21 protein-coding genes and 1 pseudogene are annotated in these 26,913 nt (G+C 61.3%); 14 read left to right on the forward strand and 8 right to left on the reverse strand.

Annotated features, from left to right (window positions below; translation table 11 throughout):
• Positions 1-30 precede the first annotated feature (30 nt).
• The 4 genes from PSH57_RS05325 to PSH57_RS05340 all read left to right on the forward strand — a co-directional run bounded on the left by PSH57_RS05325 (position 31) and on the right by PSH57_RS05340 (position 3,296).
• Entirely contained in the window at positions 31-1,359 is a 1,329-nt protein-coding gene (locus PSH57_RS05325; protein ID WP_422766073.1) for a CynX/NimT family MFS transporter, read from the forward strand.
• Positions 1,360-1,446: 87 nt separating this feature from the next.
• Positions 1,447-1,917 (forward strand): nuclear transport factor 2 family protein, encoded by a 471-nt coding sequence (locus tag PSH57_RS05330; protein WP_305388222.1) that lies wholly within the window; start codon positions 1,447-1,449, stop codon positions 1,915-1,917.
• Positions 1,918-1,958: 41 nt separating this feature from the next.
• A complete protein-coding gene (locus PSH57_RS05335) occupies positions 1,959-2,282 on the forward strand; it encodes a GIY-YIG nuclease family protein (protein WP_305388225.1) in 324 nt (107 codons plus the stop codon).
• A 78-nt stretch (positions 2,283-2,360) separates the two neighbouring features.
• Entirely contained in the window at positions 2,361-3,296 is a 936-nt protein-coding gene (locus tag PSH57_RS05340; protein WP_305388228.1) for a glutathione S-transferase family protein, read from the forward strand.
• A 161-nt stretch (positions 3,297-3,457) separates the two neighbouring features.
• Here PSH57_RS05340 and PSH57_RS05345 read toward each other — a convergent pair whose 3' ends face one another.
• Complete coding sequence (locus tag PSH57_RS05345; RefSeq protein ID WP_305388230.1) at positions 3,458-3,814, reverse strand: glutaredoxin family protein; 357 nt, start codon at positions 3,812-3,814, stop codon at positions 3,458-3,460.
• Positions 3,814-4,818, reverse strand: a complete 1,005-nt coding sequence (gene yejK, locus PSH57_RS05350) for a nucleoid-associated protein YejK (protein WP_139049210.1) — start codon at positions 4,816-4,818, stop codon at positions 3,814-3,816. Before yejK ends, PSH57_RS05345 begins: the two co-directional genes overlap by 1 nt.
• Before the next feature lie 394 nt (positions 4,819-5,212).
• On the opposite strand from yejK, the gene PSH57_RS05355 reads away from it, so the two are divergent.
• Entirely contained in the window at positions 5,213-5,494 is a 282-nt protein-coding gene (locus PSH57_RS05355; protein WP_047228872.1) for an HU family DNA-binding protein, read from the forward strand.
• Positions 5,495-5,683: 189 nt separating this feature from the next.
• Here PSH57_RS05355 and rlmF read toward each other — a convergent pair whose 3' ends face one another.
• From rlmF to PSH57_RS05380, 5 genes are all read right to left on the reverse strand, one after another.
• Positions 5,684-6,703: a 23S rRNA (adenine(1618)-N(6))-methyltransferase RlmF gene (gene rlmF / locus PSH57_RS05360; protein WP_305388234.1), complete on the reverse strand. Its 1,020-nt coding sequence runs from the start codon at positions 6,701-6,703 to the stop codon at positions 5,684-5,686.
• A gap of 279 nt (positions 6,704-6,982) precedes the next feature.
• Complete coding sequence (locus PSH57_RS05365; protein WP_305388236.1) at positions 6,983-9,829, reverse strand: valine--tRNA ligase; 2,847 nt, start codon at positions 9,827-9,829, stop codon at positions 6,983-6,985.
• 243 nt (positions 9,830-10,072) lie between these two features.
• Complete coding sequence (locus tag PSH57_RS05370) at positions 10,073-10,438, reverse strand: DNA polymerase III subunit chi (RefSeq protein ID WP_092393642.1); 366 nt, start codon at positions 10,436-10,438, stop codon at positions 10,073-10,075.
• Positions 10,439-10,445: 7 nt separating this feature from the next.
• On the reverse strand, positions 10,446-10,874 hold the full coding sequence (locus PSH57_RS05375) for a DNA polymerase III subunit chi (RefSeq protein ID WP_305388237.1): 429 nt from the start codon (positions 10,872-10,874) through the stop codon (positions 10,446-10,448).
• Between the two features lie 60 nt (positions 10,875-10,934).
• Positions 10,935-12,425 carry a leucyl aminopeptidase gene (locus tag PSH57_RS05380; protein ID WP_305388239.1) on the reverse strand — a complete coding sequence of 497 codons (1,491 nt, stop codon included), beginning with the start codon at positions 12,423-12,425 and terminating at the stop codon, positions 10,935-10,937.
• Positions 12,426-12,740: 315 nt separating this feature from the next.
• Here PSH57_RS05380 and lptF point away from each other — a divergent pair, with 315 nt between their 5' ends.
• The 8 genes from lptF (at position 12,741) to pdxJ (ending at position 21,136) form a co-directional block, all read left to right on the forward strand.
• A complete protein-coding gene (lptF, locus tag PSH57_RS05385; RefSeq protein ID WP_305444843.1) occupies positions 12,741-13,862 on the forward strand; it encodes an LPS export ABC transporter permease LptF in 1,122 nt (373 codons plus the stop codon).
• Positions 13,855-14,916 (forward strand): LPS export ABC transporter permease LptG, encoded by a 1,062-nt coding sequence (lptG, locus tag PSH57_RS05390; protein WP_305388243.1) that lies wholly within the window; start codon positions 13,855-13,857, stop codon positions 14,914-14,916. The genes lptF and lptG overlap by 8 nt, the downstream gene beginning before the upstream one ends.
• Before the next feature lie 139 nt (positions 14,917-15,055).
• Complete coding sequence (gene lepA / locus PSH57_RS05395) at positions 15,056-16,855, forward strand: translation elongation factor 4 (protein ID WP_256230573.1); 1,800 nt, start codon at positions 15,056-15,058, stop codon at positions 16,853-16,855.
• Between the two features lie 5 nt (positions 16,856-16,860).
• Positions 16,861-17,715: a signal peptidase I gene (lepB, locus tag PSH57_RS05400; RefSeq protein ID WP_305388246.1), complete on the forward strand. Its 855-nt coding sequence runs from the start codon at positions 16,861-16,863 to the stop codon at positions 17,713-17,715.
• 184 nt (positions 17,716-17,899) lie between these two features.
• Positions 17,900-18,589, forward strand: coding sequence for a ribonuclease III (rnc, locus tag PSH57_RS05405; protein ID WP_047228882.1), 690 nt, complete (start codon positions 17,900-17,902; stop codon positions 18,587-18,589).
• Entirely contained in the window at positions 18,582-19,484 is a 903-nt protein-coding gene (gene era / locus PSH57_RS05410) for a GTPase Era (protein ID WP_047228883.1), read from the forward strand. Before rnc ends, era begins: the two co-directional genes overlap by 8 nt.
• Positions 19,485-19,651: 167 nt before the next feature.
• Positions 19,652-20,341, forward strand: a complete 690-nt coding sequence (gene recO / locus PSH57_RS05415; RefSeq protein WP_305388249.1) for a DNA repair protein RecO — start codon at positions 19,652-19,654, stop codon at positions 20,339-20,341.
• A gap of 9 nt (positions 20,342-20,350) precedes the next feature.
• On the forward strand, positions 20,351-21,136 hold the full coding sequence (pdxJ, locus tag PSH57_RS05420; protein WP_422766074.1) for a pyridoxine 5'-phosphate synthase: 786 nt from the start codon (positions 20,351-20,353) through the stop codon (positions 21,134-21,136).
• Between the two features lie 123 nt (positions 21,137-21,259).
• Here the strand turns inward: pdxJ and mltF are convergent, their stop codons facing one another.
• On the reverse strand, positions 21,260-22,723 hold the full coding sequence (gene mltF, locus PSH57_RS05425; RefSeq protein WP_305444845.1) for a membrane-bound lytic murein transglycosylase MltF: 1,464 nt from the start codon (positions 22,721-22,723) through the stop codon (positions 21,260-21,262).
• A 288-nt stretch (positions 22,724-23,011) separates the two neighbouring features.
• On the opposite strand from mltF, the pseudogene purL reads away from it, so the two are divergent.
• Positions 23,012-26,909, forward strand: a pseudogene (gene purL / locus PSH57_RS05430) (phosphoribosylformylglycinamidine synthase).
• Positions 26,910-26,913 lie beyond the last annotated feature (4 nt).

The raw sequence follows: 26,913 nt of genomic DNA on the forward strand, positions 1-26,913 counted from the left end.
GGGCCAAGGCCCTTTGCCGACTGTTGATCAATGAACCCTGAACCAGAGCTTTCCATGTCCCGCGATACGCTTGACCGCACGACCCCGACGACGCCCAAACGCGCCGCAGAGCTTGAACATTTGCTGATCGACGCCGAAACCGATGATGAGCAGACCCAGCAGGCCCATCCATTGCTGGGCAAACCCTGGCTGTTACTGCTCGGGTTGATCCTGGTAGCGCTGAACCTGCGTCCGGCGCTGTCGAGCATGGCCCCGCTACTCAGCGAAGTTTCAAAAAGCCTTGGCTTGTCGGCTGCCCAGGCCGGTTTGCTGACCACGCTGCCAGTGCTTTGCCTGGGCCTGTTCGCACCGCTGGCGCCGGTGCTGGCGCGGCGCTTCGGAGCCGAACGCGTGGTGTTGGGAATCTTGCTGGCCCTGGCCGGCGGGATCATTTTGCGCAGTTCTTTCGGCCAGGTCGGCCTGTTTGCTGGCAGCATTCTGGCCGGTGCGAGCATTGGCGTGATCGGTGTGCTGTTGCCGGGCATCGTCAAGCGTGATTTCGCCAAACACGCCGGCGCCATGACCGGCGTCTACACCATGGCGCTGTGCCTGGGGGCGGCAATGGCGGCCGGGGCCACTGTGCCGTTGAGTGAACATCTGGGGCACAGTTGGGCGATGGGCCTGGGTTTCTGGGTGGTGCCGGCGCTGCTGGCCGCCGTGTTCTGGCTGCCGCAAGTGGGCCAGAAACACGGTGCTCATCAGGTGGCGTATCGGGTTCGCGGTTTGCTGCGTGATCCGTTGGCCTGGCAGGTGACGTTGTACATGGGGTTGCAGTCGTCCCTGGCCTACATCGTGTTCGGGTGGCTGCCGTCGATCCTCATTGGTCGTGGTCTGACGCCGACCCAGGCCGGGCTGGTGTTGTCCGGATCGGTCATCGTGCAACTGATCAGTTCCCTGGCGGCACCCTGGCTGGCGACCCGGGGCAAAGATCAGCGCCTGGCCATTGTGATCGTCATGGTCATGACCCTTGGCGGGCTGTTCGGATGCCTCTATGCGCCCATTGAAGGCTTGTGGGGTTGGGCGATCCTGCTGGGGCTCGGCCAGGGAGCAACGTTCAGCCTGGCGCTGACGCTGATCGTGCTGCGCTCGCGGGACGCCCATGTGGCCGCGAACCTTTCCAGCATGGCCCAGGGTTTCGGCTATACATTGGCGTCCATGGGGCCGTTCGCGGTCGGAGTGGTCCACGACTGGACCGGCGGCTGGAGTGCCCTGGGCTGGATCTTCGGCGTGATTGGTCTGGGCGCGATCATCGCGGGCATCGGCGCAGGCCGGACGTTGTACGTCGGGGTCGAGAGCGAAAGAGTCACTGACCTTCGTTGATATCATTTTCATGGCGAATGACGATGGTCTTCTCCGCGGCGGCCGATTATCGTGCAGGCCTACTGAAACGTTTTTCGGAGCCGGTCCATGAGTGATGCCCACAACGCCTTGATCACCCGTTTTTATCAGGCCTTCCAGCGCCTGGACGCCGATGCCATGAGCGCCTGCTACACCGACGACGTGGTGTTCAGCGACCCGGCGTTCGGCGAACTGCGCGGGCGCGATGCCAGCGACATGTGGCGCATGCTCACCACCCGGGCCAAGGATTTTTCCCTGACCTTCGATAACGTGCGCAGCGATGAGCGTACCGGCGGCGCCCACTGGGTGGCGACTTACCTGTTCAGCCAGACCGGCAATACCGTGGTCAATGACATTCAGGCTCGTTTCGTGTTTCGCGACGGCAAGATCTGCGAGCACCACGACAGTTTTGACCTGTGGCGCTGGTCCCGCCAGGCGCTGGGCGCCAAGGGCCTGCTGCTGGGTTGGACGCCACTGGTGCGCAACGCCGTCAGGGCCCAGGCCCTCAAGGGGCTACGGGCGTTCCAGGCCAGTCGCTGATAAGATCGCGGCTTGTTTCCTACACGCCTGTTGAACATCCTGTGACGATCGCCAACCCATCCTCCGAACTGTCCGGGCAAGCCGCAGCCGAACCGGGCAAACCCTGGTTCGTCTACCTGGTGCGGGCCGCCAACGGGTCGCTGTACTGCGGCATCAGCGATGACCCGGTGCGGCGTTTCGCCAAGCATCAAAGCGGCAAGGGTGCGCGTTTTTTTCTCTCCAGTCCGGCGGTGGCGCTGGTGTACACCGAAGCCTGTCGCGACAAGGGTGAAGCCTTGCGCCAGGAGCGGCTGATCAAGAAACTCAAGAAAAGCGCCAAGGAATGCCTGGTGGTGAGTGCTTCGTTGTTCCATCAACCGCGCTGATACGTCTTCATCAGAAGGGTAGGCTGTCTGACCATGGCAAGCTAAGCTGTGGGACTTCCTCCTGCAGTGGCGAATCTCATGTCAGAGCTGATTCTTCATCATTACCCGGCATCTCCCTTCGCGGAGAAAGCCCGTTTGCTGCTGGGTTTCAAGGGCCTGTCCTGGCGTTCGGTGCATATCCCGTCAATGATGCCCAAGCCCGACTTGACGGCACTGACGGGTGGCTACCGCAAGACCCCGGTGCTGCAGATCGGCGCCGATGTCTATTGCGACACGGCCCTGATCGCCCGCCGACTGGAACAGGAAAAAGCTTCGCCCGCGCTGTTTCCCGAAGGTCGGGAGATGATTACCGCGTCCTTTGCTGCGTGGGCCGACTCGGTGGTGTTCCAGCATGCGGTGAGTCTGGTGTTCCAGCCTGAGTCGGTGGCGGTGCGTTTCGCCAAGCTACCACCTGAAGTGATCAAGACGTTTATCAGCGATCGTGCCGGGTTATTCAGTGGCGGTACGACCACGCGTCTGTCTGCCGAACAGGCCAAGCACCAATGGCCAACCATCATGGCGCGTCTTGAGCAACAGTTGCAGCGCGAGGAGGGTGACTTCCTGTTGGGTGATCCATCAATTGCCGACTTCGCCATGGCTCACCCGCTGTGGTTTCTCAAAGGCACTGCGGTGACTGCGCCGCTGGTGGACGCCTACCCGGCGGCCTCGGCATGGCTGGCGCGAGTGCTGGGTTTTGGCCATGGCGCGTCGAACGCGATGAGTTCCGAAGAGGCTTTGGAAGTGGCTCGCAACGCTACGCCGGCAGCGCTGCCAGATGAGTCATTCGAGGCGCCGAACGGGTTCACGAAAGGGCAGCAGGTGGCGATCGCCGCCACCGATTATGGCGTCGACCCGGTGGTCGGAGAGTTGTTGTTTGCCGGTTGTGAAGAGCTGATCCTGCGTCGCGAAGACGCGCTTGGCGGGGTGGTGCATGTGCACTTTCCGCGGTTCGGGTTTCGGATCGAGGCGGTCTGATCTTCACTAAGGAGATGACCGGTGCGCCGCTATCGCGAGCAGGCTCGCTCCCACACTGGATTTGCAGCGGTAATAGGATTCGCGTCCGCCGCGAATCCTTGTGGGCGCGAGCCTGCTCGCGATAAAGCCATCAGATCCAGCATCATCGTCGCCGGACAAACCTATTTCGCGGACAGTGCCTCGAGAATGTTCTGCGGCTCAAACCCACGAATCAACGTGCCATTCACCTCCAGAATCGGGATCCCGCGCCCGCCCAGCGCCTCATAGGCCTTGCGCGCCTGGGCATCTTTCTCGATATCGAACTCGCGATAGGGCACGCCTTTTTCATCCAGGAACCGCCGGGTCGCCTTGCAGTAACCGCACCAGTCGGTGGCATACAGCACGACCCGGGCATTGGCCCTGATCTGTTCAGGCAGCATCTGCGAGGGGTTGAACACCCGCTCGATCTTGCCCCAGTTCTGGTACGCCACAACCACCAGCAGAATCAGTAGAAACTTCTTCAGGACCTTTGCGAGCATCAGTTGCGGCGCTTGAGCTGATCGGTCAGCGCCGTGGGCAGGCCCTTGATGATCAGCGTGCCGGCTTCTTCGTCATATTCGATCTTGGAACCGAGCAAGTGAGCTTCGAAGCTGATGGACAAGCCTTCGGCGCGGCCGGTGAAGCGGCGGAACTGGTTGAGGGTGCGTTTATCCGCCGGAATCTCCGGCGACAGGCCGTAGTCCTTGTTGCGGATGTGGTCGTAGAAGGCTTTCGGGCGATCTTCGTCGATCAGTTCGGAGAGTTCTTCCAGGCCCATCGGCTCGCCGAGCTTGGCCTGGCTGCTGGCGTAATCCACCAGGGTCTTGGTTTTTTCCCGGGCGTCGTCTTCAGGCAGGTCTTCGCTTTCGACGAAGTCACTGAAGGCCTTGAGCAGAGTGCGGGTTTCGCCGGGGCCGTCGACGCCTTCCTGGCAGCCGATGAAGTCGCGGAAGTACTCCGAGACCTTCTTGCCGTTCTTGCCCTTGATGAACGAGATGTACTGCCTGGACTGTTTGTTGTTCTGCCATTCCGACACATTGATTCGCGCCGCCAGGTGCAACTGGCCCAGATCAAGGTGACGGGACGGGGTCACGTCCAGTTCGTCGGTGACCGCCACGCCTTCGCTGTGGTGCAGCAGGGCGATCGCCAGGTAATCGGTCATGCCCTGTTGATAATGCGCAAACAACACGTGGCCGCCCACCGACAGGTTGGACTCCTCCATCAGCTTTTGCAGATGCTCCACCGCCACGCGACTGAACGCGGTGAAATCCTTGCCACCGTCAAGGTACTCCTTGAGCCAGCCACTGAACGGATGCGCCCCGGACTCGGCATGGAAGAAGCCCCAGGCCTTACCTTGCTTGGCGTTGTAGCTCTCGTTGAGGTCGGCGAGCATGTTCTCGATGGCGGTGGACTCGCTCAGCTCGGAGTCACGGGCATGGAGCACAGCGGGTGTGCCGTCGGGTTTTTTGTCGATCAGGTGGACGATGCAATGACGGATCGGCATGGATTTCTCGGCTGATGAAAGAGAGGAGGGCGCGCTCCCCAAAAAAGGCCCAGTGTACCGCAATCACTGGTTTTGGAACCCTGCAAAGCCCCTTTCAGACCCTTCCGACAGGCTATATGCATTTTTTTACCGTTTTAGCGCAAGAAAGCTGACCAAATGGGTAGCTAGAGGCGGATATTTCACAGGCGTTGTGCTAGTTTTGCCCGGTCTTACGCGAAGTCACTGCGTTAAGCGTGCATTCAGCATTTGTCAGGTCGAACCAAACCCGGTTTTTGGCATCTATTACCCCGATCCGTCGTGGTGATTGCCGAGGGTGCCTGATCAATGAGATTGGGCTCGATGGCTGACACTGCACTCTGCAATCCATATGAATTTGATAGGGAAGGAACACTACATGGCTCTTACTAAAGACCAACTGATCGCTGACATCGCTGAAGCTATCGACGCGCCGAAAACCACCGCGCGTAACGCTTTGGACCAACTGGGTCAGATCGTTGCTGATCAGCTGGAAAATGGCGGTGAAATCACTTTGCCAGGTATCGGCAAGCTGAAAGTCACCGAGCGTCCTGCCCGTACCGGCCGCAACCCTTCGACTGGCGCAGCCATCGAAATCGCTGCCAAGAAAGTTGTGAAGTTCGTTCCAGCCAAAGCGCTGACCGACGGCATCAACAAGTAAGATCGCGTTTAAAAGAAAACCGTGCTGCGGAGTGATCCGGGCACGGTTTTTTGTTGCCTGGGGGAAAGTGGTCTGTGGTGAGGGCATTTGTGGGAGTAAGGCTCGCCCGCGAGACAGCCGATGCGATCTTTCAGAAGCCGAGTCGTTTTCATCGTGGGCAAGCCTTACTCCCACAGGCCTTGCTCCCACTCAGTTCTTGTGTACCCAATGCGACTGGCGCCACGCCTGTTGCTGGGCCTCGGTCTGGAAGGTCCAGGCCACGAAGCGGCTCTGCTTCTGCCCTTGGGACATTTCTACGACCTGGCTGTGTAGCGCCCCGGCCTTTTTCAAGGCTGTTTGAATCGCCGGCAGGTTCGATGCCTTCGACACCAGCGTACTGAACCACAGCACCTGCCGGGCCAGTTGTGCGCTTTCGCTGATCAACTGGGTCACGAACCGGACTTCTCCGCCTTCGCACCAAAGCTCTGCGGCCTGACCGCCGAAGTTCAGCACCGGCAGTTTGCGTTTCGGATCGGCCTTGCCCAGCGCGCGCCATTTGCGCTGGCTGCCCTTGGTGGCTTCCTCCAGGGAGGCGTGGAACGGCGGGTTACACATCGTCAGGTCGAACCGCTCGGCCTCTTCCAGCAAGCCCAAAAGAATGTGCTTGCGGTTGGCCTGCTGGCGCAACTGGATGGCTTTGTTCAGCCCGTTGGACTGGACAATGGCCTTGGCCGAAGCGATGGCGGTCGGGTCGATCTCCGAACCGAGGAAGTGCCAGCGGTAATCGCTGTGGCCGATCAGCGGATACACGCAGTTGGCGCCGGTGCCGATGTCCAGCACTTTCACCGCCGCCCCGCGTGGGATCGTGCCTTCGTTGTGGCTGGCCAGCAAATCGGCGAGCAAATGCACATAATCCGCACGCCCGGGGACTGGAGGGCACAGGTAATCCGCTGGAATGTCCCAATGGGCGATGCCATAGAAGGACTTGAGCAGCGCTCGGTTAAACACCCGCACGGCGTCGGGGCTGGCGAAGTCGATGCTTTCCTTGCCGTATGGGTTAATGATCACGAACTTCGCCAACTCGGGCGTGGACTTGATCAATGCCGGGAAGTCGTAATGGCCCTGGTGGCGATTGCGCGGGTGCAGGCTGGCCTTCTCCCGCGGCGCTTTGGCCTCGGTGGCGGGGTTGGGCTTGGAGCGTGCTGGCTTGGGCGTGCGAGGGGCGGTCATGGGCGGGTCGATTCGGCGCTGGCTCAAAAAGTGGCGGGCATTGTCCCACATCCGGCTCGGTCTTGATGACTGCGCGGTTTAAATGTGTGCGGGCTGTGTGGGAGCAAGGCTTGCCCGCGATGAAAACGCCGCGGTCTCTTGAGGACCGCAGCGCCTGAATCGCGAGCAAGCTTTGCTCCCACACAGCCCGCTCCCACAAGGGGTCTTCATTGTTTGGAAAAAGTACCAGGCATAAAAAAGGAGGTCCATCAGGACCTCCTTTTTCAGTGCAAATCCCCGTTACAGGCTGGAGATCCGCGCATGTTGCTCGGCCAGTTTACCCAAGGCCTGTTCAGCCTCGGCCAGTTTGGCCCGTTCCTTCTCGATGACTTCAGCCGGCGCCTTGTCAACGAAACCGGCGTTGGACAGCTTGCCGCCGACGCGCTGGACTTCGCCCTTCAAACGCAGGATTTCCTTGTCCAGACGTGCCAGTTCGGCAGCCTTGTCGATCAGGCCGGCCATTGGCACCAGCACTTCCATCTCGCCAACCAGGGCAGTGGCGGCCAGCGGCGCTTCTTCGCCAGCGGCCAGGACGGTCACCGATTCGAGCTTCGCCAGTTTCTTGAGCAGTGCTTCGTTCTCGTGGAGGCGGCGCAGGTCTTCGGCGCTGGCGTTGTTCAGGAACAGGGTCAGCGGTTTGCCTGGGCCGATGTTCATTTCGGCGCGGATGTTACGCAGGCCCAGCATGAAGGTCTTGAGCCATTCGATGTCGTCTTCGGCGGCCGGATCGATGCGGGTTTCGTTGGCCACCGGCCACGGTTGCAGCATGATCGTCTTGCCTTGGGCGCCCGCCAGCGGTGCGACGCGCTGCCAGATTTCTTCGGTGATGAACGGCATGAACGGATGCGCCAGGCGCAGGGCCACTTCCAGCACTCGCACCAGAGTGCGGCGGGTGCCGCGCTGGCGTTCGACTGGGGCATTTTCGTCCCACAGCACAGGTTTGGACAGTTCCAGGTACCAGTCGCAATACTGGTTCCAGATGAACTCGTACAAGGCTTGCGCGGCCAGGTCGAAACGGAACTGATCGAGCTGACGGGTGACTTCGGCTTCGGTGCGTTGCAGCTGCGAAATGATCCAGCGATCGGCCAGGGTCAGCTCAAAGGCTTCGCCGTTCTGGCCGCAGTCTTCGCCCTTGTCCAGCACGTAGCGCGCGGCGTTCCAGATCTTGTTGCAGAAGTTGCGATAGCCTTCGACGCGGCCCATGTCGAACTTGATGTCGCGACCGGTGGACGCCAGCGAGCAGAAGGTGAAGCGCAGGGCGTCGGTGCCATAGCTGCCGATGCCGTCGGCGAACTCTTCGCGGGTGGCCTTCTCGATCTTCTTCGCCAGTTTTGGCTGCATCAGGCCCGAAGTGCGTTTCTGCACCAGGGTTTCCAGATCGATGCCGTCGATGATGTCCAGCGGGTCCAGGACGTTGCCCTTGGACTTGGACATCTTCTGACCCTGGCCATCGCGGACCAGGCCATGCACGTAGACGGTCTTGAACGGTACTTGGGGCGTGCCGTCTTCGTTTTTCACCAGGTGCATGGTCAGCATGATCATCCGGGCGACCCAGAAGAAAATGATGTCGAAGCCGGTGACCAGGACGTCGGTGGAGTGGAATTTCTTCAGGAACTCGGTCTGTTGCGGCCAGCCCAGGGTGGAGAAAGTCCACAGGCCGGAGCTGAACCAGGTGTCGAGTACGTCGTTGTCCTGCTGCAAGGCAACGTCCGGACCGAGGTTATGCTTGGCGCGGACTTCGGCTTCATCGCGGCCGACGTAGACCTTGCCCGACTCGTCATACCAGGCCGGAATGCGATGGCCCCACCACAGTTGGCGGCTGATGCACCAATCCTGGATGTCGCGCATCCACGAGAAATACATGTTTTCGTATTGCTTGGGCACGAACTGGATGCGGCCATCTTCTACCGCAGCGATCGCAGGCTCGGCCAGCGGTTTGGTTGACACGTACCACTGATCGGTCAGCCACGGCTCGATGATAGTGCCGGAGCGGTCGCCTTTCGGCACTTTCAGGCCGTGATCATCGACGCTGACCAGCAGGCCGGCCGCGTCGAATGCCGCGACGATCTGCTTGCGCGCTTCGAAGCGATCCAGGCCGGCGTATTCGGTCGGGAGCTGACCATCGATGCTTTCGTTCAGCGTGCCGTCAAGGTTGAACACCTGGGCCGCCGGCAACACGTTGGCGTTCTTGTCGAAGATGTTTAGCAGCGGCAGGTTATGGCGCTTGCCGACTTCGTAGTCATTGAAATCGTGGGCTGGGGTGATTTTCACGCAGCCGGTGCCGAACTCGGGGTCGCAGTAGTCATCACCGATGATCGGGATGCGACGGCCAACCAAGGGCAGTTCGACGAACTTGCCGATCAGGGCCTGGTAGCGTTCATCGTTCGGGTTCACCGCCACGGCGGCGTCGCCGAGCATGGTTTCCGGGCGCGTGGTGGCGACGATCAGGTAGTCCTTGCCTTCAGCGGTTGTTGCGCCGTCGGCCAGTGGGTATTTCAGGTTCCACAGGAAACCTTTCTCGTCGTGGTTTTCCACTTCGAGGTCGGAAATGGCGGTGTGCAGCTTGGTGTCCCAGTTGACCAGGCGCTTGCCACGATAGATCAGGCCGTCTTCATGCAGGCGCACGAAGGCTTCTTTCACCGCTTCCGAGAGACCGTCGTCCATGGTGAAACGCTCGCGGCTCCAGTCTACGGACGAGCCGAGGCGGCGAATCTGACGGCTGATGTTGCCACCGGACTCGTCTTTCCATTCCCAGACTTTCTCGAGAAACTTCTCGCGTCCCAGGTCATGGCGGTTCTGGCCCAGGGCTTCGAGGCGACGCTCCACCAGCATCTGCGTGGCGATGCCAGCGTGGTCGGTGCCCGGCTGCCAAAGGGTGTTGCGGCCTTGCATGCGACGGAAACGGATCAGGGCATCCATGATCGCGTTGTTGAAACCGTGGCCCATGTGCAGGCTGCCGGTGACGTTCGGCGGCGGGATCATGATGGTGTAGGAATCGCCCGCGCCTTGCGGAGCGAAATAATTCTCGGACTCCCAGGTGTTGTACCAGGAAGTTTCAATGGCGTGCGGCTGGTAGGTCTTATCCATGCGCGGCGGGACCCTATTGGCATTTATTCAGGAAAAGCCGGGAAGTATAGCGGGAGGGGCAGATGCAAGCCACACGCAGCGAGCTGGAAGCGAGCAGTCATACCGATAGTGTGTGAACACAGTTGAACAATGTGGGAGCGGGCTTGCTCGCGAAGGCGGTGTGTCAGGTATATATGTGCCTGCTGACACACTGCCTTCGCGAGCAAGCCCGCTCCCACAGGGTTATTCGGTGGGCAGAGGGCGTTACTCGTACTGACTCAGCAACCGCTCCATCCGCGCATCCAGCCGGCGCTTGATCTCGGTCTCGATGTGTGGAGCGAAGTCGTCGATGACATCTTGCATGATCAATTGCGCGGCGGCGCGCAGTTCGCTCTCAAGGTGCAGCAGGGCGTCGGGGCCTTTGGCCTCGGTCTTGGGCGCCGGCTTGGGCTCGGGCTGGCCGTTGATCGGCTCGAACAGCAGTGGAATCTGCTCGTCATGCTCGGGCTCGTGCTCCACCGTATCGGTCAGCAGCGGCGGTTGCAGGTTGTCGTCGCCGAGCAGTTGACGAATCGACTCGAGGTCGTCCAGCAGGTGCGTGGGTTTTTGTGGCGGTTTTGGAGTGTCCATCGTGGGCTCAGAGTCGCTGTAAACGGTGGTCTTGCAGAGGATAGCCCTGTTCGCGGTAGAAACGGAAACTCTCCCGCGCGGCTTGCCGGATGGCCGGATCTTCCACCACCACTTCCGCCACGCGGGCGAAACGCTGGGCAAAAGACGGCACTTTCAGGTCAAGGTTGACCAGCAGGTCCTGGTGCTGACCGCAGTCATCCCCCAGTCCAAGCACGATCAATCCCTCGGGTTCGTCTTCGGCCGGGCCATGGGGCACGAAGCTTTCGCCCTTGAAGGTCCACAGGCGTGCATCGAGGTCATCGCGCTGGGCGGCATCGCTGCAATGCAGGTAGATGCGGTGGCCCATGCGCCAGGCCTTCTCGGTGAGCTTGCAGGCGAAATCCAGCCGCGCCGACGGATCGGCGCTGGGCAGGATGTAGAAATCGACTTTGGTCATTGCAGTTCCTGAGCCGCCATTGGCGCCGCCCGACGGCGACGCCAATGCCGGTCATCGGTGTCAGGCCTTGGCGCGGTCCAGCAGGTATTGGGTCAGCAGGGGGACCGGCCGGCCGGTGGCGCCCTTATCCTTGCCGCCGCTGGTCCAGGCCGTGCCGGCGATGTCCAGGTGCGCCCAGTTCAGGTTCTTGGTGAAACGCGACAGGAAGCACGCCGCCGTGATAGTCCCGGCTTTCGGGCCACCGATGTTGGCGATGTCGGCGAACGGGCTGTCCAGTTGCTCCTGGTATTCGTCGAACAGCGGCAATTGCCAGGCGCGGTCGTCGGCTTGCTGGCCGGCGCTGAGCAGTTGGCCGATCAGCTCGTCGTTATTGCCCAGCAGACCCGAGGTGTGGGCGCCCAGGGCGACGACACAGGCACCGGTCAGGGTGGCGATGTCGATCACCGCTTGCGGCTTGAAGCGCTCGGAGTAGGTGAGGGCATCACACAGCACCAGGCGGCCTTCGGCGTCGGTGTTGAGGATTTCCACGGTCTGACCGCTCATGGTGGTGACGATGTCACCCGGCCGCGAGGCGTTACCGCTGGGCATGTTCTCGGCGCAAGCCAGGATGCACACCAGGTTGATCGGCAGTTGCAGTTCAAGCACAGCGCGCAGGGTGCCGAACACGCTGGCAGCGCCGCCCATGTCGTACTTCATCTCATCCATGCCGGCGCCGGGCTTGAGGCTGATGCCGCCAGTGTCGAAGGTGATGCCCTTGCCCACCAGCGCGTACGGCTTCTCGGACTTCTTGGTGCCGTTGTATTGCATGACGATCAGGCGCGGCGGCTGGGCGCTGCCCTGGCCGACGGAGTAGAACGAACCCATACCCAGCTCTTTGATTTTCTTCTCGTCAAAGACTTCGACCTTCAGCCCCTTGAACTCCTTGCCCAGGGCCTTGGCCTGTTCGCCGAGGAATGTCGGGTGGCAGATGTTCGGCGGCAGGTTGCCCAGGTCGCGGGTCAAAGCCATGCCGTGGGCGATTGCAGTGGCGTGGGTCACGGCGCGCTGGACTTCGGCCTGTGCGGCCTTGATGGTCAGCAGGGTGATTTTTTTCAGGGCGCGGGGCTCGGCTTTCTGGCTCTTGAACCGGTCGAACTGGTATTCGCCATCCACCAGGGTTTCGGCCAGCAAACGGTTCTTGCCATAGCTGTCGCGGCCCTTGACCACCAGTTCATCCAGCGCCAGCGCGGCCTCGCTGCCGCCCAGGCCTTTGAGGGTGCCCAGGACGCCGGCGATGATCTTGCGCAGTGCACGGTCGCCCAGCTCGGTGTCCTTGCCCGCACCGACCAGCAGCACCCGCTCGGCCTTGAGATTGGGCAGGTTGTGCAGCAACAGGCTCTGACCGACTTTACCGGCCAGGTCGCCGCGCTTGAGCACGGCGCTGATGGCACCGCCACACAGGGCGTCGAGCTGGGTGGCGACGACGCCGAGCTTGCGGTCTTCACCGACGGCAACCACCAGCGTGGCGGTTTTCAACGTTTCTGGGCTGACGCTTTTTACAACCAGTTCCATGTCCGGATCCCTGAATGAATGGTCAAGATGCCAGGCGCCGACACAATGGCGCGCTGAGCGAGCTTCTTCTATATAAGAGAAGCGCCGGAGCTTGCCGGCGACAAAGGCCGCAGTTTGAACCCCGGTGCCCGGGCCTGACAACCCCACCGACAGCGCTAAGTTGTGGCTTTAAGCGCCGGGTTAAAGCGTGCGAAGTGACAGGCGCCTCCAATCACAGGATAATGCGGCTCTTTTTTCGGCGGCTCGCTGTGGCGGGCCGGCTCGATACGTTTGCTTGTTTGGCCGCCTTAGCCTGACAACTCTGGAGTGTCTGGTTTGATCGTCTTCCGCTATCTATCCCGCGAAGTCCTGCTGACCCTGAGCGCTGTCAGCGCCGTGCTGCTGGTCATCATCATGAGCGGGCGTTTCATCAAATACCTTGCCCAGGCGGCCTCCGGCGCCCTGGATCCAGGCTCGTTGTTCCTGATCATGGGTTTCCGTCTGCCGGGCTTCTTACAGCTGATCCTGCCGCTGGGGCTGTTCCTCGGCATTCTGCTGGCCTACGGCCGTTTGTACCTGGACAGCGAAATGACCGTGCTGTCGGCCACCGGCATGAGCCAGCAACGCCTGTTTCGCATGACCCTCTTCCCGGCCACGCTGGTGGCGCTGGTTGTGGCCTGGCTGAGCCTGAGCCTGGCCCCACAGGGAGCCAATCAGTTCCAGATGCTGATCAACCAGCAGGATGCCCTGACCGAGTTCGACACCCTGGTGCCGGGGCGCTTCCAGGCCCTGCGCGACGGGACTCGGGTCACCTATACCGAAGAACTCTCGGAAGACCGGGTCAACCTGGGCGGCGTCTTCATCACGCAAAAGAACGTGTCTTCCGACACCAAAAAGGACCGCGGCATTTCGGTGTTGGTGGCTGAGAAGGGGCGTCAGGAAATCAACCCCGACGGCAACCGCTACCTGATCCTGGAAAACGGCTATCGCTACGACGGCAAGCCGGGGCAGGCCGATTACCGGGCCATCAAGTACGACACCTATGCCGTGCTGCTGCCCAAACCCGAAGTCAGCGACGAAGTCACCGACCGCGATGCCATGCCCACCTCCAGTTTGCTGGGTAACAACGACATCCGGGCACGCACTGAATTGCAATGGCGCCTGTCGCTGCCGCTGCTGGTGTTCATCGTGACCCTCATGGCGGTCCCGCTGGCGCGGGTCAATCCGCGTCAGGGCCGTTTCCTCAAGCTGCTACCGGCGATTCTTCTGTATATGGCTTACCTGACCATCCTGATTTCCGCCCGCAGTGCGCTGGAGAAAGGCAAGATCCCACCCGCGCTGGGTCTTTGGTGGGTGCATTCGATTTTCCTGGCGATCGGCCTTGGGTTGCTCTACTGGGAGCCACTGCGCCTGAAGCTGGCCAGTCGCCGCAGCGCGCTGGGGGTGGCCCGTGGTTAAACTCGATCGGTACATCGGCAGCAGTGTGTTCCTGGCGATTCTCGCGGTACTGGGGATCATCCTTGGTCTGGCGACCCTGTTCGCCTTCATCGATGAAATGGGTGACGTCAGCGACACCTATACCTTGATGGACGTGTTGAGCTACGTGTTGCTGACCGCCCCGCGGCGGCTCTACGACATGCTGCCGATGGCGGCACTGATCGGTTGCCTGATCGGTCTGGGCAGCCTGGCCAGCAACAGCGAGCTGACCATCATGCGTGCCGCCGGCGTTTCCGTCGGCCGGATCGTCTGGGCAGTGATGAAACCGATGTTGGTGCTGATGCTGGTGGGCTTGCTGGTCGGCGAATATGTTGCCCCGGCCACCGAGAACACCGCTCAGGCCAACCGCTCCCTGGCCCAGGGTGGCGGCGATGCGCAAAGCGCCAAGCACGGCCTGTGGCACCGCCAGGGTGACGAATTCATCCATATCAACTCGGTCCAGCCCAACGGCATCCTGTATGGCGTGACCCGCTACCGCTTCGACGACCAGCGGCACATGCTGTCATCAAGCTTCGCCAAGCGCGCCAGGTTTGTTGAAGATCACTGGCAGCTCGATGACGTCACCACCACCTTGTTCCATGACAAGCGCACCGAGGTGGTCGCCGCGCCGCAAGAGCGTTGGGATGTGGCACTTAGCCCGCAGTTACTCAGCACCGTGGTAATGGCGCCGGATTCCCTGTCGATTACCGGTTTGTGGGGCTATATCCACTATCTGGCAGATCAGGGCTTGAACAACGGTCGTTACTGGCTGGCTTTTTGGGTCAAGGTGTTGCAGCCGCTGGTCACCGCGGCCCTGGTGCTGATGGCCATTTCCTTCATCTTCGGTCCGCTGCGTTCGGTGACCCTCGGCCAGCGAGTGTTTACCGGCGTGCTGGTGGGCTTCACCTTCCGTATCGCCCAGGATTTGCTGGGGCCGTCGAGCCTGGTATTCGGTTTCTCGCCTCTGTTTGCGGTGCTGGTGCCGGCCGGTGTCTGTGCGTTGGCAGGGTTCTGGCTGTTGCGCCGGGCCGGTTGATCAGCGCACCTGTGGCGAGGAGGCTGGGGGGGCAAGGCGGTGTGGGAGCAAAGCTTGCTCCCACTTGCCCGGTGTATCAGGTACAATTCCCGGCTATTTTTCGGCGGGCCATGCCTGCAGCCTTTTTGAGTGTTGATCCGTGAGTGATTTGAGTCATATCCGCAATTTCTCCATCATCGCCCACATTGACCATGGCAAGTCGACGCTGGCTGATCGCTTCATCCAGATGTGCGGCGGCCTGGCCGAGCGTGAAATGGAAGCCCAGGTCCTGGATTCCATGGATCTGGAGCGTGAACGCGGGATCACCATCAAGGCCCACAGCGTTACGCTCTACTACAAGGCCCGCGACGGCATCACCTATCAGCTGAACTTCATCGATACCCCGGGCCACGTCGACTTCACCTATGAAGTCAGCCGGTCGCTGGCGGCCTGTGAAGGTGCGTTGCTGGTGGTCGATGCCGGCCAGGGCGTCGAGGCGCAATCGGTTGCCAACTGCTACACCGCCATTGAGCAGGGCCTGGAAGTCATGCCGGTGCTGAACAAGATCGACCTGCCCCAGGCCGATCCGGACCGCGTGAAGGAAGAAATCGAGAAAATCATCGGCATCGATGCCACCGACGCGGTCGCTTGCAGTGCCAAGACCGGCCTGGGCGTGGACGAAGTGCTCGAGCGCCTGGTGACCACTATTCCTGCGCCGACCGGCAACATCGAAGATCCGCTGCAAGCGTTGATCATCGATTCCTGGTTCGACAACTACCTGGGCGTAGTCTCCCTGGTTCGCGTGCGCCACGGCCGCGTCAAGAAGGGTGACAAGATCCTGGTCAAGTCCACCGGCAAGATCCACCTGGTGGACAGCGTCGGCGTCTTCAACCCGAAGCACACCGCTACCGTCGACCTCAAGGCCGGTGAAGTGGGCTTCATCATCGCCGGCATCAAGGACATTCACGGTGCGCCGGTCGGTGACACCCTGACGTTGAGCTCCACCCCCGACGTCGATGTGCTGCCCGGCTTCAAACGTATCCAGCCGCAGGTCTACGCCGGCCTGTTCCCGGTCAGCTCCGACGACTTCGAGGATTTCCGCGAAGCCCTGCAAAAGCTGACCCTGAACGACTCGTCCCTGCAATACACCCCGGAAAGCTCCGACGCCCTGGGCTTCGGCTTCCGTTGCGGGTTCCTGGGCATGCTGCACATGGAAATCATCCAGGAGCGCCTGGAGCGCGAGTACGACCTGGACCTGATCACCACGGCGCCGACGGTGATCTTCGAGCTGCTGCTCAAGAACGGCGAGACCCTCTACGTCGACAACCCGTCCAAGCTGCCGGACCTGTCGGCCATCGAGGACATGCGCGAGCCAATCGTGCGCGCCAATATTCTTGTGCCTCAGGAACACCTGGGCAACGTCATCACCCTGTGCATTGAAAAGCGTGGCGTGCAGCACGACATGCTGTTCCTCGGTACCCAGGTCCAGGTGACCTACGACTTGCCGATGAACGAAGTGGTGCTGGACTTCTTCGATCGCCTGAAATCCACCAGTCGCGGCTATGCTTCGCTGGACTATCATTTCGATCGTTACCAATCGGCTAATCTGGTGAAGCTGGATGTGCTGATCAACGGTGAGAAAGTCGATGCCCTGGCTTTGATCGTGCACCGTGACAACGCGCACTACAAAGGTCGTGCATTGACCGAGAAGATGAAAGAACTGATTCCGCGGCAGATGTTCGATGTGGCAATCCAGGCCGCCATTGGCGGGCAGATTGTGGCGCGTACAACCGTCAAGGCGCTCAGAAAGAACGTATTGGCCAAATGCTATGGCGGCGACGTCAGCCGTAAGCGCAAGCTGTTGGAAAAGCAGAAGGCCGGTAAAAAACGCATGAAGCAGGTCGGTAACGTGGAAATTCCACAAGAAGCCTTCCTTGCGGTGCTCAGGTTGGATAGTTAGGTCCTATGTCGCTAAATTTCCCGCTGTTGCTGGTTATCGCCGTGTTCGTCTGCGGCCTGTTGGCGTTGCTTGATCTGTTGTTCCTGGCGCCTCGGCGCCGGGCTGCCATCGCCTCCTATCAGGGCAGCGTCAGCCAGCCTGATGGTGTGGTGGTCGAAAAACTCAACAAGGAACCGCTGCTGGTCGAATACGGCAAGTCGTTCTTTCCGGTGTTGTTCATCGTGCTGGTGCTGCGCTCGTTTCTGGTGGAGCCGTTCCAGATCCCGTCCGGCTCGATGAAACCGACCCTGGACGTGGGCGATTTTATCCTGGTGAACAAGTTCTCCTACGGGATTCGCTTGCCGGTGATCGACAAGAAGGTCATCGAAATCGGTGACCCGCAACGCGGCGATGTCATGGTGTTCCGCTTTCCGAGCGATCCGAGCGTCAACTACATCAAACGTGTGGTTGGCTTGCCGGGAGACAAGATTCGCTACAGCGCCGACAAGCGCTTGTACGTCAACGGTGAGCTGGTGGCCGAGCAATTGATCGGCTCCGAGCCGGGCACGCTGGGCAGCGCTGAGCTCTACCAGGAAAAACTCGGCGAAGCCGAACACCTGATCCGCAAGGAAATGAGCCGCTACCGCGCCGCGCCAGACCATTCGTGGACCGTGCCGGCCGGGCACTACTTCATGATGGGCGACAACCGCGACAACTCCAACGACAGCCGGTACTGGGATGATCCGAACATTCCCAAGGACATGCTGGGCATGGTCCCCGACCGTAATATCGTCGGCAAGGCCTTTGCGGTCTGGATGAGCTGGCCGGAACCCAAACTCAGTCACCTGCCGAATTTCTCGCGGGTTGGCCTGATCAAGTAATCCCACACGGCGCTGTTGAACACAGCGCCGAATGCATTTCTGGAGCCTGCACAAGGCTGCCCGAAGGCATGAAGCCAACGATAGTCAGGACGTCATTTTTGAACACAGCGTTAATTGTCCCAAGCCAACGGCGCTTCGCCGCCGTGGCGGTGGAATCCAGCCACGAACTCAGCGTGGGTAAACCGTGAGCGTTTCTCTAAGCCGTCTCGAGCGTCAGCTCGGCTACACCTTCAAGGACCAGGAGCTGATGCTCCTGGCTCTCACTCACCGCAGTTTTGCCGGGCGCAACAACGAACGCCTGGAATTCCTCGGTGATGCCATCCTCAACTTCGTGGCTGGCGAGGCGCTGTTCGAGCGCTTCCCGCTCGCCCGCGAAGGCCAGTTGTCGCGTCTGCGCGCGCGATTGGTAAAAGGTGAGACCCTGGCCGTGCTGGCCCGAGGTTTCGACTTGGGCGAATACCTGCGCCTGGGCTCTGGTGAGTTGAAAAGCGGCGGTTTCCGTCGTGAGTCGATTCTGGCCGATGCCCTGGAAGCGTTGATTGGCGCGATCTACCTGGATGCCGGCATGGAAATGGCGCGTGAGCGCGTGCTGGCCTGGCTGACTTCCGAGATCGACAGCCTGACCCTGGTGGACACCAACAAGGACCCGAAAACCCGTTTGCAGGAATTCCTGCAATCACGCAGTTGCGAGCTGCCGCGCTACGAAGTAGTGGACATCCAGGGCGAGCCGCATTGCCGAACCTTCTTCGTCGAGTGCGAAGTGGTCTTATTGAATGAAAAAAGCCGGGGGCAGGGTGTGAGTCGTCGTATTGCCGAACAGGTAGCGGCCGCCGCAGCACTGATTGCCCTGGGCGTGGAGAATGGCAATGACTGATACAACCGTCACCCGCTGCGGCTATGTCGCCATTGTCGGTCGGCCGAACGTGGGCAAGTCGACGCTGCTCAATCACATCCTGGGCCAGAAGCTGGCGATCACCTCGCGCAAACCCCAGACCACCCGCCACAACATGCTGGGTATCAAGACCGAAGGCGCCGTACAGGCGATCTACGTCGATACCCCCGGCATGCACAAGGGCGGCGAAAAAGCGCTGAACCGCTACATGAACAAGACGGCTTCGGCGGCGCTGAAAGACGTCGACGTGGTGATCTTCGTGGTCGATCGCACCAAGTGGACCGAAGAAGACCAGATGGTTCTCGAACGCGTCCAGTACGTGACAGGTCCCTTGATCGTGGCGCTGAACAAGACCGACCGCATCGAAGACAAGGCCGAGCTGATGCCTCACCTGAGCTGGTTGCAGGAGCAACTGCCCAACGCCCAGATCATGCCCATCTCCGCCCAGCACGGTCACAATCTCGATGCGCTGGAGCGGGTGATCGCCGAGCACCTGCCGGAAAACGATCACTTCTTCCCCGAAGACCAGATCACCGACCGCAGCAGCCGCTTCCTGGCCGCTGAACTGGTGCGCGAGAAGATCATGCGCCAACTGGGCGCCGAGCTGCCGTACCAGATCACCGTGGAAATCGAAGAGTTCAAGCAACAGGGCAAGACCCTGCACATCCATGCGCTGATCCTCGTCGAACGTGACGGCCAGAAGAAAATCATCATTGGCGACAAGGGCGAGCGTATCAAGCGCATCGGCACCGAAGCGCGCAAGGACATGGAGCTGTTGTTCGACTCCAAGATCATGCTCAACCTGTGGGTCAAGGTGAAGGGCGGCTGGTCCGACGATGAGCGGGCGCTGCGGTCGCTGGGTTACGGCGACCTGTAAAGCGTCCAGCGGTACACCACCGACCTTGTGGGAGCGGGCTTGCTCGCGAATGCGGTGTGTCAGTTAACGATTCTGCTGACTGACACACCGCATTCGCGAGCAAGCCCGCTCCCACATTGGTTTCGGGTTGTTTATAAATTGTGCTCCGTCAGTGAGACTGCGTTTCCATGCCCCCAACCCAACCCACCGCCCAACCCGCCTACGTCCTGCACTCGCGCGCCTACCGCGAAAGCAGCGCACTGGTGGACTTTCTTACGCCCCAAGGGCGGTTGCGGGCGGTGTTGCGTGGGGCGCGGGGCAAGGCTGGGACGCTGGCCCGGCCGTTCGTGCCGCTGGAAGTGGAATTGCGGGGGCGGGGTGAGCTGAAGAATGTCGGACGCATGGAAAGCAATGGCGTCGCCGCCTGGCTCAACGGTGAGGCGTTGTTCAGCGGCCTGTATCTCAATGAGTTGCTGATCCGCCTGCTGCCCGCCGAAGACCCCCATCCCGCCGTCTTCGATCACTACGCCGCCACGTTGTTGGCCCTGGCCGAAGGTCGCCCGTTGGAACCGCTGTTGCGTTCCTTCGAATGGCGGCTGCTGGATGACCTTGGCTACGGCTTCGCCCTGAACACCGACCTGCACGGCGAGCCCATCGCTGTGGACGGTCTGTACCGCCTGCAGGTGGATGCAGGCCTGGAGCGGGTCTACCTGCTGCAACCCGGATTGTTCAACGGCGCCGAGCTTCTGGCCATGGCCGAGGCCGATTGGAGCGCGCCGGGCGCGCTGTCGGCGGCCAAGCGTCTGATGCGTCAGGCGCTGGCGGTTCATCTGGGCGGTCGGCCGCTGGTCAGTCGCGAGCTGTTTCGCAAGCCTTGATCAACCCGTATGCTGTGGGCCGAATCTCTGTCCATCTCAGGAGCGCTTTTCGTGAGCACCAGCAATCGCATTCTTCTCGGCGTGAACATCGACCATGTCGCCACCCTGCGCCAAGCCCGCGGTACTCGCTACCCGGACCCGGTCAAGGCCGCGCTGGACGCTGAAGAGGCAGGCGCCGACGGCATCACCGTACACCTGCGTGAAGACCGCCGTCACATTCAGGAACGCGACGTGCTGCTGCTCAAGGACGTGCTGCAAACGCGCATGAACTTTGAAATGGGCGTGACTGAAGAAATGATGGTGTTTGCCGAACGCATCCGCCCCGCACACATTTGCCTGGTGCCCGAGACTCGTCAGGAACTGACCACCGAAGGTGGTCTGGACGTAGCGGGGCAGGAAGCGCGGATCAGCGCGGCGGTGGAACGTTTGTCGAAGATCGGCGCAGAAGTGTCGCTGTTCATCGACGCTGACGAGCGGCAGATCGAAGCCTCCAGACGCGTCGGCGCCCCGGCCATCGAACTGCACACCGGCCGTTATGCCGATGCGCAAACGCCCACCGATGTGGCAGATGAACTGCAGCGGGTAGCCGATGGCGTCACCTTCGGACTGGCCCAGGGTCTGATTGTGAACGCCGGCCATGGCTTGCATTACCACAACGTCGAAGCCGTCGCGGCCATCAAGGGCATCAACGAACTGAACATCGGCCATGCGCTGGTGGCCCATGCGTTGTTTGTCGGGTTCAAGTCGGCTGTGGCTGAAATGAAAGCACTGATCCTGGCCGCCGCCAAACCCTGAGCCCACCACAAAAACCTGTAGGAGCAAAGCTTGCTCGCGATAACGGTTTGACTGTCAGTCCGCTATCGCGAGCAAGCTTTGCTCCCACAGGCCCGCTCCCACATTAAGGGTTGTGTCTGGCTGTCAGAGCGGCGGGGTCTCGGGATTAGGCTTGCTCTTGTCGACACCCGGCACATGCAGGTTGCCCTCGGCCACTTGGTCGCCTTCTAGCTGCGGTTGTGTGACCCAGGTCAGGATGTCGTAGTAGCGACGGATGTTCGCCACGAAATGCACCGGTTCACCGCCCCGGGCGTAGCCGTAGCGGGTTTTGCTGTACCACTTTTTCTGAGAAAGGCGTGGCAGGATCTTCTTCACATCCAGCCACTTGTTCGGATTCAACCCTTCCTTGGCCGCCAGTTTGCGGGCGTCGTCCAGGTGACCGCCACCCACGTTATAGGCGGCGAGGGCGAACCAGGTGCGGTCTGGCTCCTCGATGCTGTCGTCCAGCAGGCCCTTTATATAAGCCAGGTACTTGGCGCCGCCCCTGATGCTCTGCTTCGGATCGAGGCGATTGGACACACCCATGGCCTGAGCGGTGTTCTGGGTCAGCATCATCAGGCCGCGTACGCCGGTCTTGGACGTGACCGTCGGCTGCCACAGCGACTCCTGGTAACCGATGGCCGCCAGCAGGCGCCAGTCGACTTTTTCGGCCTTGGCGTAGTTCTTGAAATGTTTCTCGTACTTGGGCAGGCGCTGCTGCAAATGCTGGGCGAAGGTGTAGGCGCCGACATAACCCAGAACGTCCACGTGCCCGTAGTAGCGATCCTTCAGACGTTGCAGGGTGCCATTCTTCTGCACTTTGTCCAGGTAAGCGTTGATTTCGTTGAGCAGGCTGTTGTCTTCGCCGGGGGCTACAGCCCAGCTCTGGTTGCTGGCATCGCCCAGGTCGAAAGCGACCCGCACGTTGGGGAAGTACACCTGGTTCATTGCCACTTCATTGGAATCCACCAGCGTCAGGTCGATCTGGCCTTCATCCACCATGCGCAGCAGGTCGACGACTTCTACTGCGTCGGACTCTTCGTATTCCGTGATGCCGGGATATTTCTGTTTGAGTTGTGCCAGTTGTTCGGCGTGGGTGCTGCCCTTGAGCACCATGATCTTCTTGCCCGCCAGGGCGGCCGGGTCGGTGGGACGTGACTGGCCGTTGCGGTAGATGATTTGCGGGGTGACTTCGAGGTAGGAGTGGGAGAACCGCACCTGGCTCTTGCGTTTTTCGCTGCTGACCAGGCCGGCGGCGGCCAGTACCGGGCCGTTGGGCTTGCCCAACTGGGTGAAAAGGTCATCGAGGTTGTCGGCGGTCTCGATTTTCAACTCCACCCCCAAATCGTCGGCGAAGCGCTTCACCAGCTCGTATTCGAAGCCGGTTTCACCATTGCGATCCTGGAAGTAGGTGGCGGGGCTGTTTCGGGTAACCACCCGCAGCACGCCATCCTCCTTCACGCGCTCCAGTGTGTTGGGTTTCTCAACACAACCACTGAGCACCAGGAAGAGTCCGGTTGCGATCAGCCACTTGGCGTACCGCGGACGCAAAGCCGTTGGGGAAAACATCTGCGCAGTATACGCAAACGGCCCCGGCCGCCATATCTCGACAGCAGAAGGCCAGTCTGCTAGCCGTTGCAAAACATGTCCACAACTCAGGCGGGCCGGCGTGCGCCGTGTTTTTGCCTCGATGAAAAATATCTCTGCGCGCTCACGCAAATGGGTGTCCAAGGGAGCCGTCCGTGCAAAGACCGACATTCGGCCTGCATCGTACGTGCCGTTTCGGGTGCCGTCGCCAGCGGTTTAGGCTAGAATGCACGGCCTCAAAGCACACCCCTTCCCGAGGCTGTCCCGAAGATGTTGATCCTGCGCGGCGCTCCTGCCCTTTCTGCCCTTTCGCCACAGCAAACTCCTTGAGCAACTGAGCCAGAAGGTTCCGGCTGTCAGTGGCTTGTATGCTGAATTCGCTCACTTCGCCGAAGTCACCGGCGGTTTGACCGGCGACGAACAGCAGGTGCTCGCGCGCCTTCTGAAATACGGTCCCAGTGTTCCTGTCCAGGAGCCGACCGGTCGTCTGTTCCTGGTGCTGCCACGTTTCGGCACCATTTCGCCGTGGTCGAGCAAGGCCAGCGACATCGCCCGCAACTGCGGCCTGGCGAAAATCCAGCGCCTGGAGCGCGGCATTGCCTTTTATGTTGCCGGTGAGTTCAGCGAGGCCGAGGCCCAACTGATCGCCGAGGGCCTGCATGACCGCATGACCCAGATCGTTCTGGGCAGTCTGGAGCAGGCCGCGGGCCTGTTCAGCCATGCCGAGCCAAAACCGCTGACCGCCATCGATGTGCTGGGCGGCGGCCGCGCCGCGCTGGAAAAAGCCAACGCCGAACTGGGCCTGGCCCTGGCTGAAGACGAGATCGATTACCTGGTCAACGCCTTCCAGGGCTTGAAGCGCAACCCCCACGACATCGAACTGATGATGTTCGCCCAGGCCAACTCCGAGCACTGCCGTCACAAGATCTTCAACGCCAGTTGGGACATTGACGGCCAGAGCCAGGAAAAAAGCCTGTTCGGCATGATCAAGAACACCTATCAGATGCACAACGAAGGTGTGCTGTCGGCCTACAAGGACAACGCCGCGGTGATCGTCGGCAACGTTGCCGGTCGTTTCTACCCGAACCCTGAGACCCGCCAGTACGGTGCGGTCCAGGAGCCGGTGCACATCCTGATGAAGGTCGAGACCCACAACCACCCGACCGCGATTGCCCCGTTCCCGGGCGCATCCACCGGTTCCGGTGGCGAGATTCGTGACGAAGGCGCCACCGGACGCGGTGCCAAGCCCAAGGCCGGCCTGACCGGCTTCACGGTGTCGAACCTGCAGATTCCGGGCTTTGAGCAGCCGTGGGAAAAGCCGTATGGCAAGCCTGGGCGCATCGTCAACGCCCTGGACATCATGATCGAAGGTCCTCTTGGGGGCGCGGCGTTCAACAACGAATTCGGCCGTCCGGCCCTGACCGGTTACTTCCGTACCTTCGAACAGTCCATCACCACCCCTCGCGGTGAAGAAGTGCGCGGCTACCACAAACCGATCATGCTCGCCGGCGGCATGGGCAACATCCGCGCCGAACACGTGCAGAAAGGCGAGATCCTGGTCGGCTCCAAGCTGATCGTCCTCGGTGGCCCGGCCATGTTGATCGGCCTGGGTGGCGGCGCCGCTTCCTCCATGGCCACCGGCACCAGTTCGGCGGACCTGGACTTCGCCTCGGTCCAGCGGGAAAACCCGGAAATGGAACGGCGTTGCCAGGAAGTCATCGACCGTTGCTGGCAGTTGGGTGAACACAACCCCATCAGCTTCATCCACGACGTCGGCGCGGGCGGCCTGTCCAATGCCTTCCCGGAACTGGTCAACGACGGCGGCCGTGGTGGCCGCTTCGAACTGCGCAATATTCCAAACGACGAGCCGGGCATGGCCCCGCACGAAATCTGGAGCAACGAATCCCAGGAGCGTTACGTCCTGGCGGTCGGCCCGGCCGACTTCGAGCGCTTCCAGGCCATTTGCGAACGCGAGCGCTGCCCGTTCGCCGTGGTCGGCGAAGCCACCGCCGAGCCGCAACTGACCGTCACCGACAGCCACTTCGGCAACAGCCCGGTGGACATGCCACTGGAAGTGCTGCTGGGCAAAGCCCCGCGCATGCACCGTTCGGCTGTTCGCGAAGCCGAGCTGGGCGACGACTTCGACCCGTCCACCCTGGACATCGCCGATTCCATCGAGCGCGTCCTGCATCACCCGGCCGTGGCGAGCAAAAGTTTTCTGATCACCATCGGCGACCGCACCATCACCGGCCTTGTGGCCCGTGACCAAATGGTCGGCCCGTGGCAGGTGCCGGTGGCCGACGTTGCCGTCACCGCCACCAGCTTCGACGTCTACACCGGCGAAGCCATGGCCATGGGCGAGCGTACGCCACTGGCGCTGCTGGACGCTCCGGCGTCGGGCCGCATGGCGATTGGCGAGACCCTGACCAACATCGTGGCCTCGCGCATCGGCAAGATCTCCGACATCAAGCTGTCGGCCAACTGGATGTCCGCCGCCGGTCACCCGGGTGAAGATGCCCGCCTGTACGACACCGTCAAGGCCGTCGGCATGGAGCTGTGCCCGGAACTGGGCATCACCATCCCGGTGGGCAAGGACTCCATGTCCATGGCCACGCGCTGGAACGATGAAGGCGTGGACAAGAGCGTGACCTCGCCGCTGTCGCTGATCGTGACCGGTTTTGCCCCGGTCACCGACATCCGTCAGACCCTGACCCCGCAACTGCGCATGGACAAGGGCACCACTGACCTGATCCTGATCGATCTGGGCCGTGGCCAGAACCGCATGGGTGCCTCGATCCTGGCCCAGGTGCATGGCAAGCTCGGTTCGCAAGCACCAGACGTCGATGATGCCGAAGACCTGAAGGCGTTCTTTGCCGTCATCCAGGGCCTCAACGCCGACGGTCATCTGCTGGCCTATCACGACCGTTCCGATGGCGGCCTGCTGACCACCGTGGTGGAAATGGCTTTCGCCGGCCATTGCGGCCTGAGCTTGACCCTCGACAGCGTTGCCGAGTCCACCGCCGAAATCCCGGCCATCCTGTTCAACGAAGAACTGGGTGCGGTGATCCAGGTTCGCCAGGACGCCACCCCGGACATCCTCGCCCAGTTCAGCGCAGCTGGCCTGGCCGACTGCGTCTCGGTGATCGGCCAGCCGATCAACAACGCACACATCAACATCACCTTCAACGGCGACACCGTCTTTGAGGGCCAGCGCCGTCTGTTGCAGCGCCAGTGGGCTGAAACCAGCTACCAGATCCAGCGCCTGCGCGACAACGCCGATTGTGCCGAGCAGGAATTCGACGCGCTGCTGGAAGAAGACAACCCGGGCCTGAGCGCCAAGCTCAGCTACGACGTCAACCACGATGTGGCCGCGCCTTACATCAAGAAAGGCATTCGCCCACAAGTGGCGGTGCTGCGTGAACAGGGCGTCAACGGTCAGGTGGAAATGGCGGCGGCGTTCGACCGCGCCGGTTTCAACGCGATCGACGTACACATGAGCGACATCCTCGCCGGTCGTGTCGACCTGAACGACTTCAAGGGCATGGTCGCCTGTGGCGGTTTCTCCTACGGCGACGTGCTGGGTGCCGGTGAAGGCTGGGCCAAGTCGGCACTGTTCAACAGCCGCGCCCGCGACGCGTTCCAGGGCTTCTTCGAACGCACCGACAGCTTCACCCTCGGCGTGTGCAACGGTTGCCAGATGATGTCCAACCTGCACGAGCTGATCCCGGGCAGCGAGTTCTGGCCGCACTTCGTGCGTAACCGTTCCGAGCAGTTCGAAGCCCGCGTGGCGATGGTCCAGGTGCAGGAGTCGAACTCGATCTTCCTGCAGGGCATGGCCGGTTCGCGCATGCCGATCGCGATCGCCCACGGCGAAGGCCATGCCGAATTCGAAAACGAAGAAGCACTGCTCGAAGCCGATCTGTCCGGTTGCGTGTCGCTGCGGTTCGTCGACAACCACGGCAAGGTCACCGAAACCTACCCGGCCAACCCGAACGGCTCGCCGCGCGGGATCACCGGCCTGACCAGTCGCGACGGTCGCGTCACGATCATGATGCCGCACCCCGAGCGCGTATTCCGCGCGGTGCAGAACTCGTGGCGATCGGACGACTGGAACGAAGACGCGCCATGGATGCGTATGTTCCGCAACGCCCGCGTCTGGGTGAACTAAGGGC

Source organism: Pseudomonas hefeiensis, assembly GCF_030687835.1.
Lineage (GTDB): Bacteria > Pseudomonadota > Gammaproteobacteria > Pseudomonadales > Pseudomonadaceae > Aquipseudomonas > Aquipseudomonas hefeiensis.

Bases quoted from the DNA above. Each gene is read 5' to 3' on its own strand.
- rlmF (WP_305388234.1), bottom strand. From the start codon at position 6,703: ATGACCGCCCCTCGCACGCCCAAGCCAGCACGCTCCAAGCCCAACCCC.
- PSH57_RS05375 (WP_305388237.1), bottom strand. From the start codon at position 10,874: ATGACCAAAGTCGATTTCTACATCCTGCCCAGCGCCGATCCGTCGGCG.
- PSH57_RS05345 (WP_305388230.1), bottom strand. From the start codon at position 3,814: ATGCTCGCAAAGGTCCTGAAGAAGTTTCTACTGATTCTGCTGGTGGTT.
- lepB (WP_305388246.1), top strand. From the start codon at position 16,861: ATGTCGCTAAATTTCCCGCTGTTGCTGGTTATCGCCGTGTTCGTCTGC.
- pdxJ (WP_422766074.1), top strand. From the start codon at position 20,351: ATGCTGTGGGCCGAATCTCTGTCCATCTCAGGAGCGCTTTTCGTGAGC.
- PSH57_RS05380 (WP_305388239.1), bottom strand. From the start codon at position 12,425: ATGGAACTGGTTGTAAAAAGCGTCAGCCCAGAAACGTTGAAAACCGCC.
- PSH57_RS05370 (WP_092393642.1), bottom strand. From the start codon at position 10,438: ATGGACACTCCAAAACCGCCACAAAAACCCACGCACCTGCTGGACGAC.
- PSH57_RS05365 (WP_305388236.1), bottom strand. From the start codon at position 9,829: ATGGATAAGACCTACCAGCCGCACGCCATTGAAACTTCCTGGTACAAC.
- PSH57_RS05330 (WP_305388222.1), top strand. From the start codon at position 1,447: ATGAGTGATGCCCACAACGCCTTGATCACCCGTTTTTATCAGGCCTTC.
- era (WP_047228883.1), top strand. From the start codon at position 18,582: ATGACTGATACAACCGTCACCCGCTGCGGCTATGTCGCCATTGTCGGT.
- PSH57_RS05340 (WP_305388228.1), top strand. From the start codon at position 2,361: ATGTCAGAGCTGATTCTTCATCATTACCCGGCATCTCCCTTCGCGGAG.
- recO (WP_305388249.1), top strand. From the start codon at position 19,652: ATGCCCCCAACCCAACCCACCGCCCAACCCGCCTACGTCCTGCACTCG.
- PSH57_RS05355 (WP_047228872.1), top strand. From the start codon at position 5,213: ATGGCTCTTACTAAAGACCAACTGATCGCTGACATCGCTGAAGCTATC.
- mltF (WP_305444845.1), bottom strand. From the start codon at position 22,723: ATGTTTTCCCCAACGGCTTTGCGTCCGCGGTACGCCAAGTGGCTGATC.
- yejK (WP_139049210.1), bottom strand. From the start codon at position 4,818: ATGCCGATCCGTCATTGCATCGTCCACCTGATCGACAAAAAACCCGAC.
- PSH57_RS05325 (WP_422766073.1), top strand. From the start codon at position 31: ATGAACCCTGAACCAGAGCTTTCCATGTCCCGCGATACGCTTGACCGC.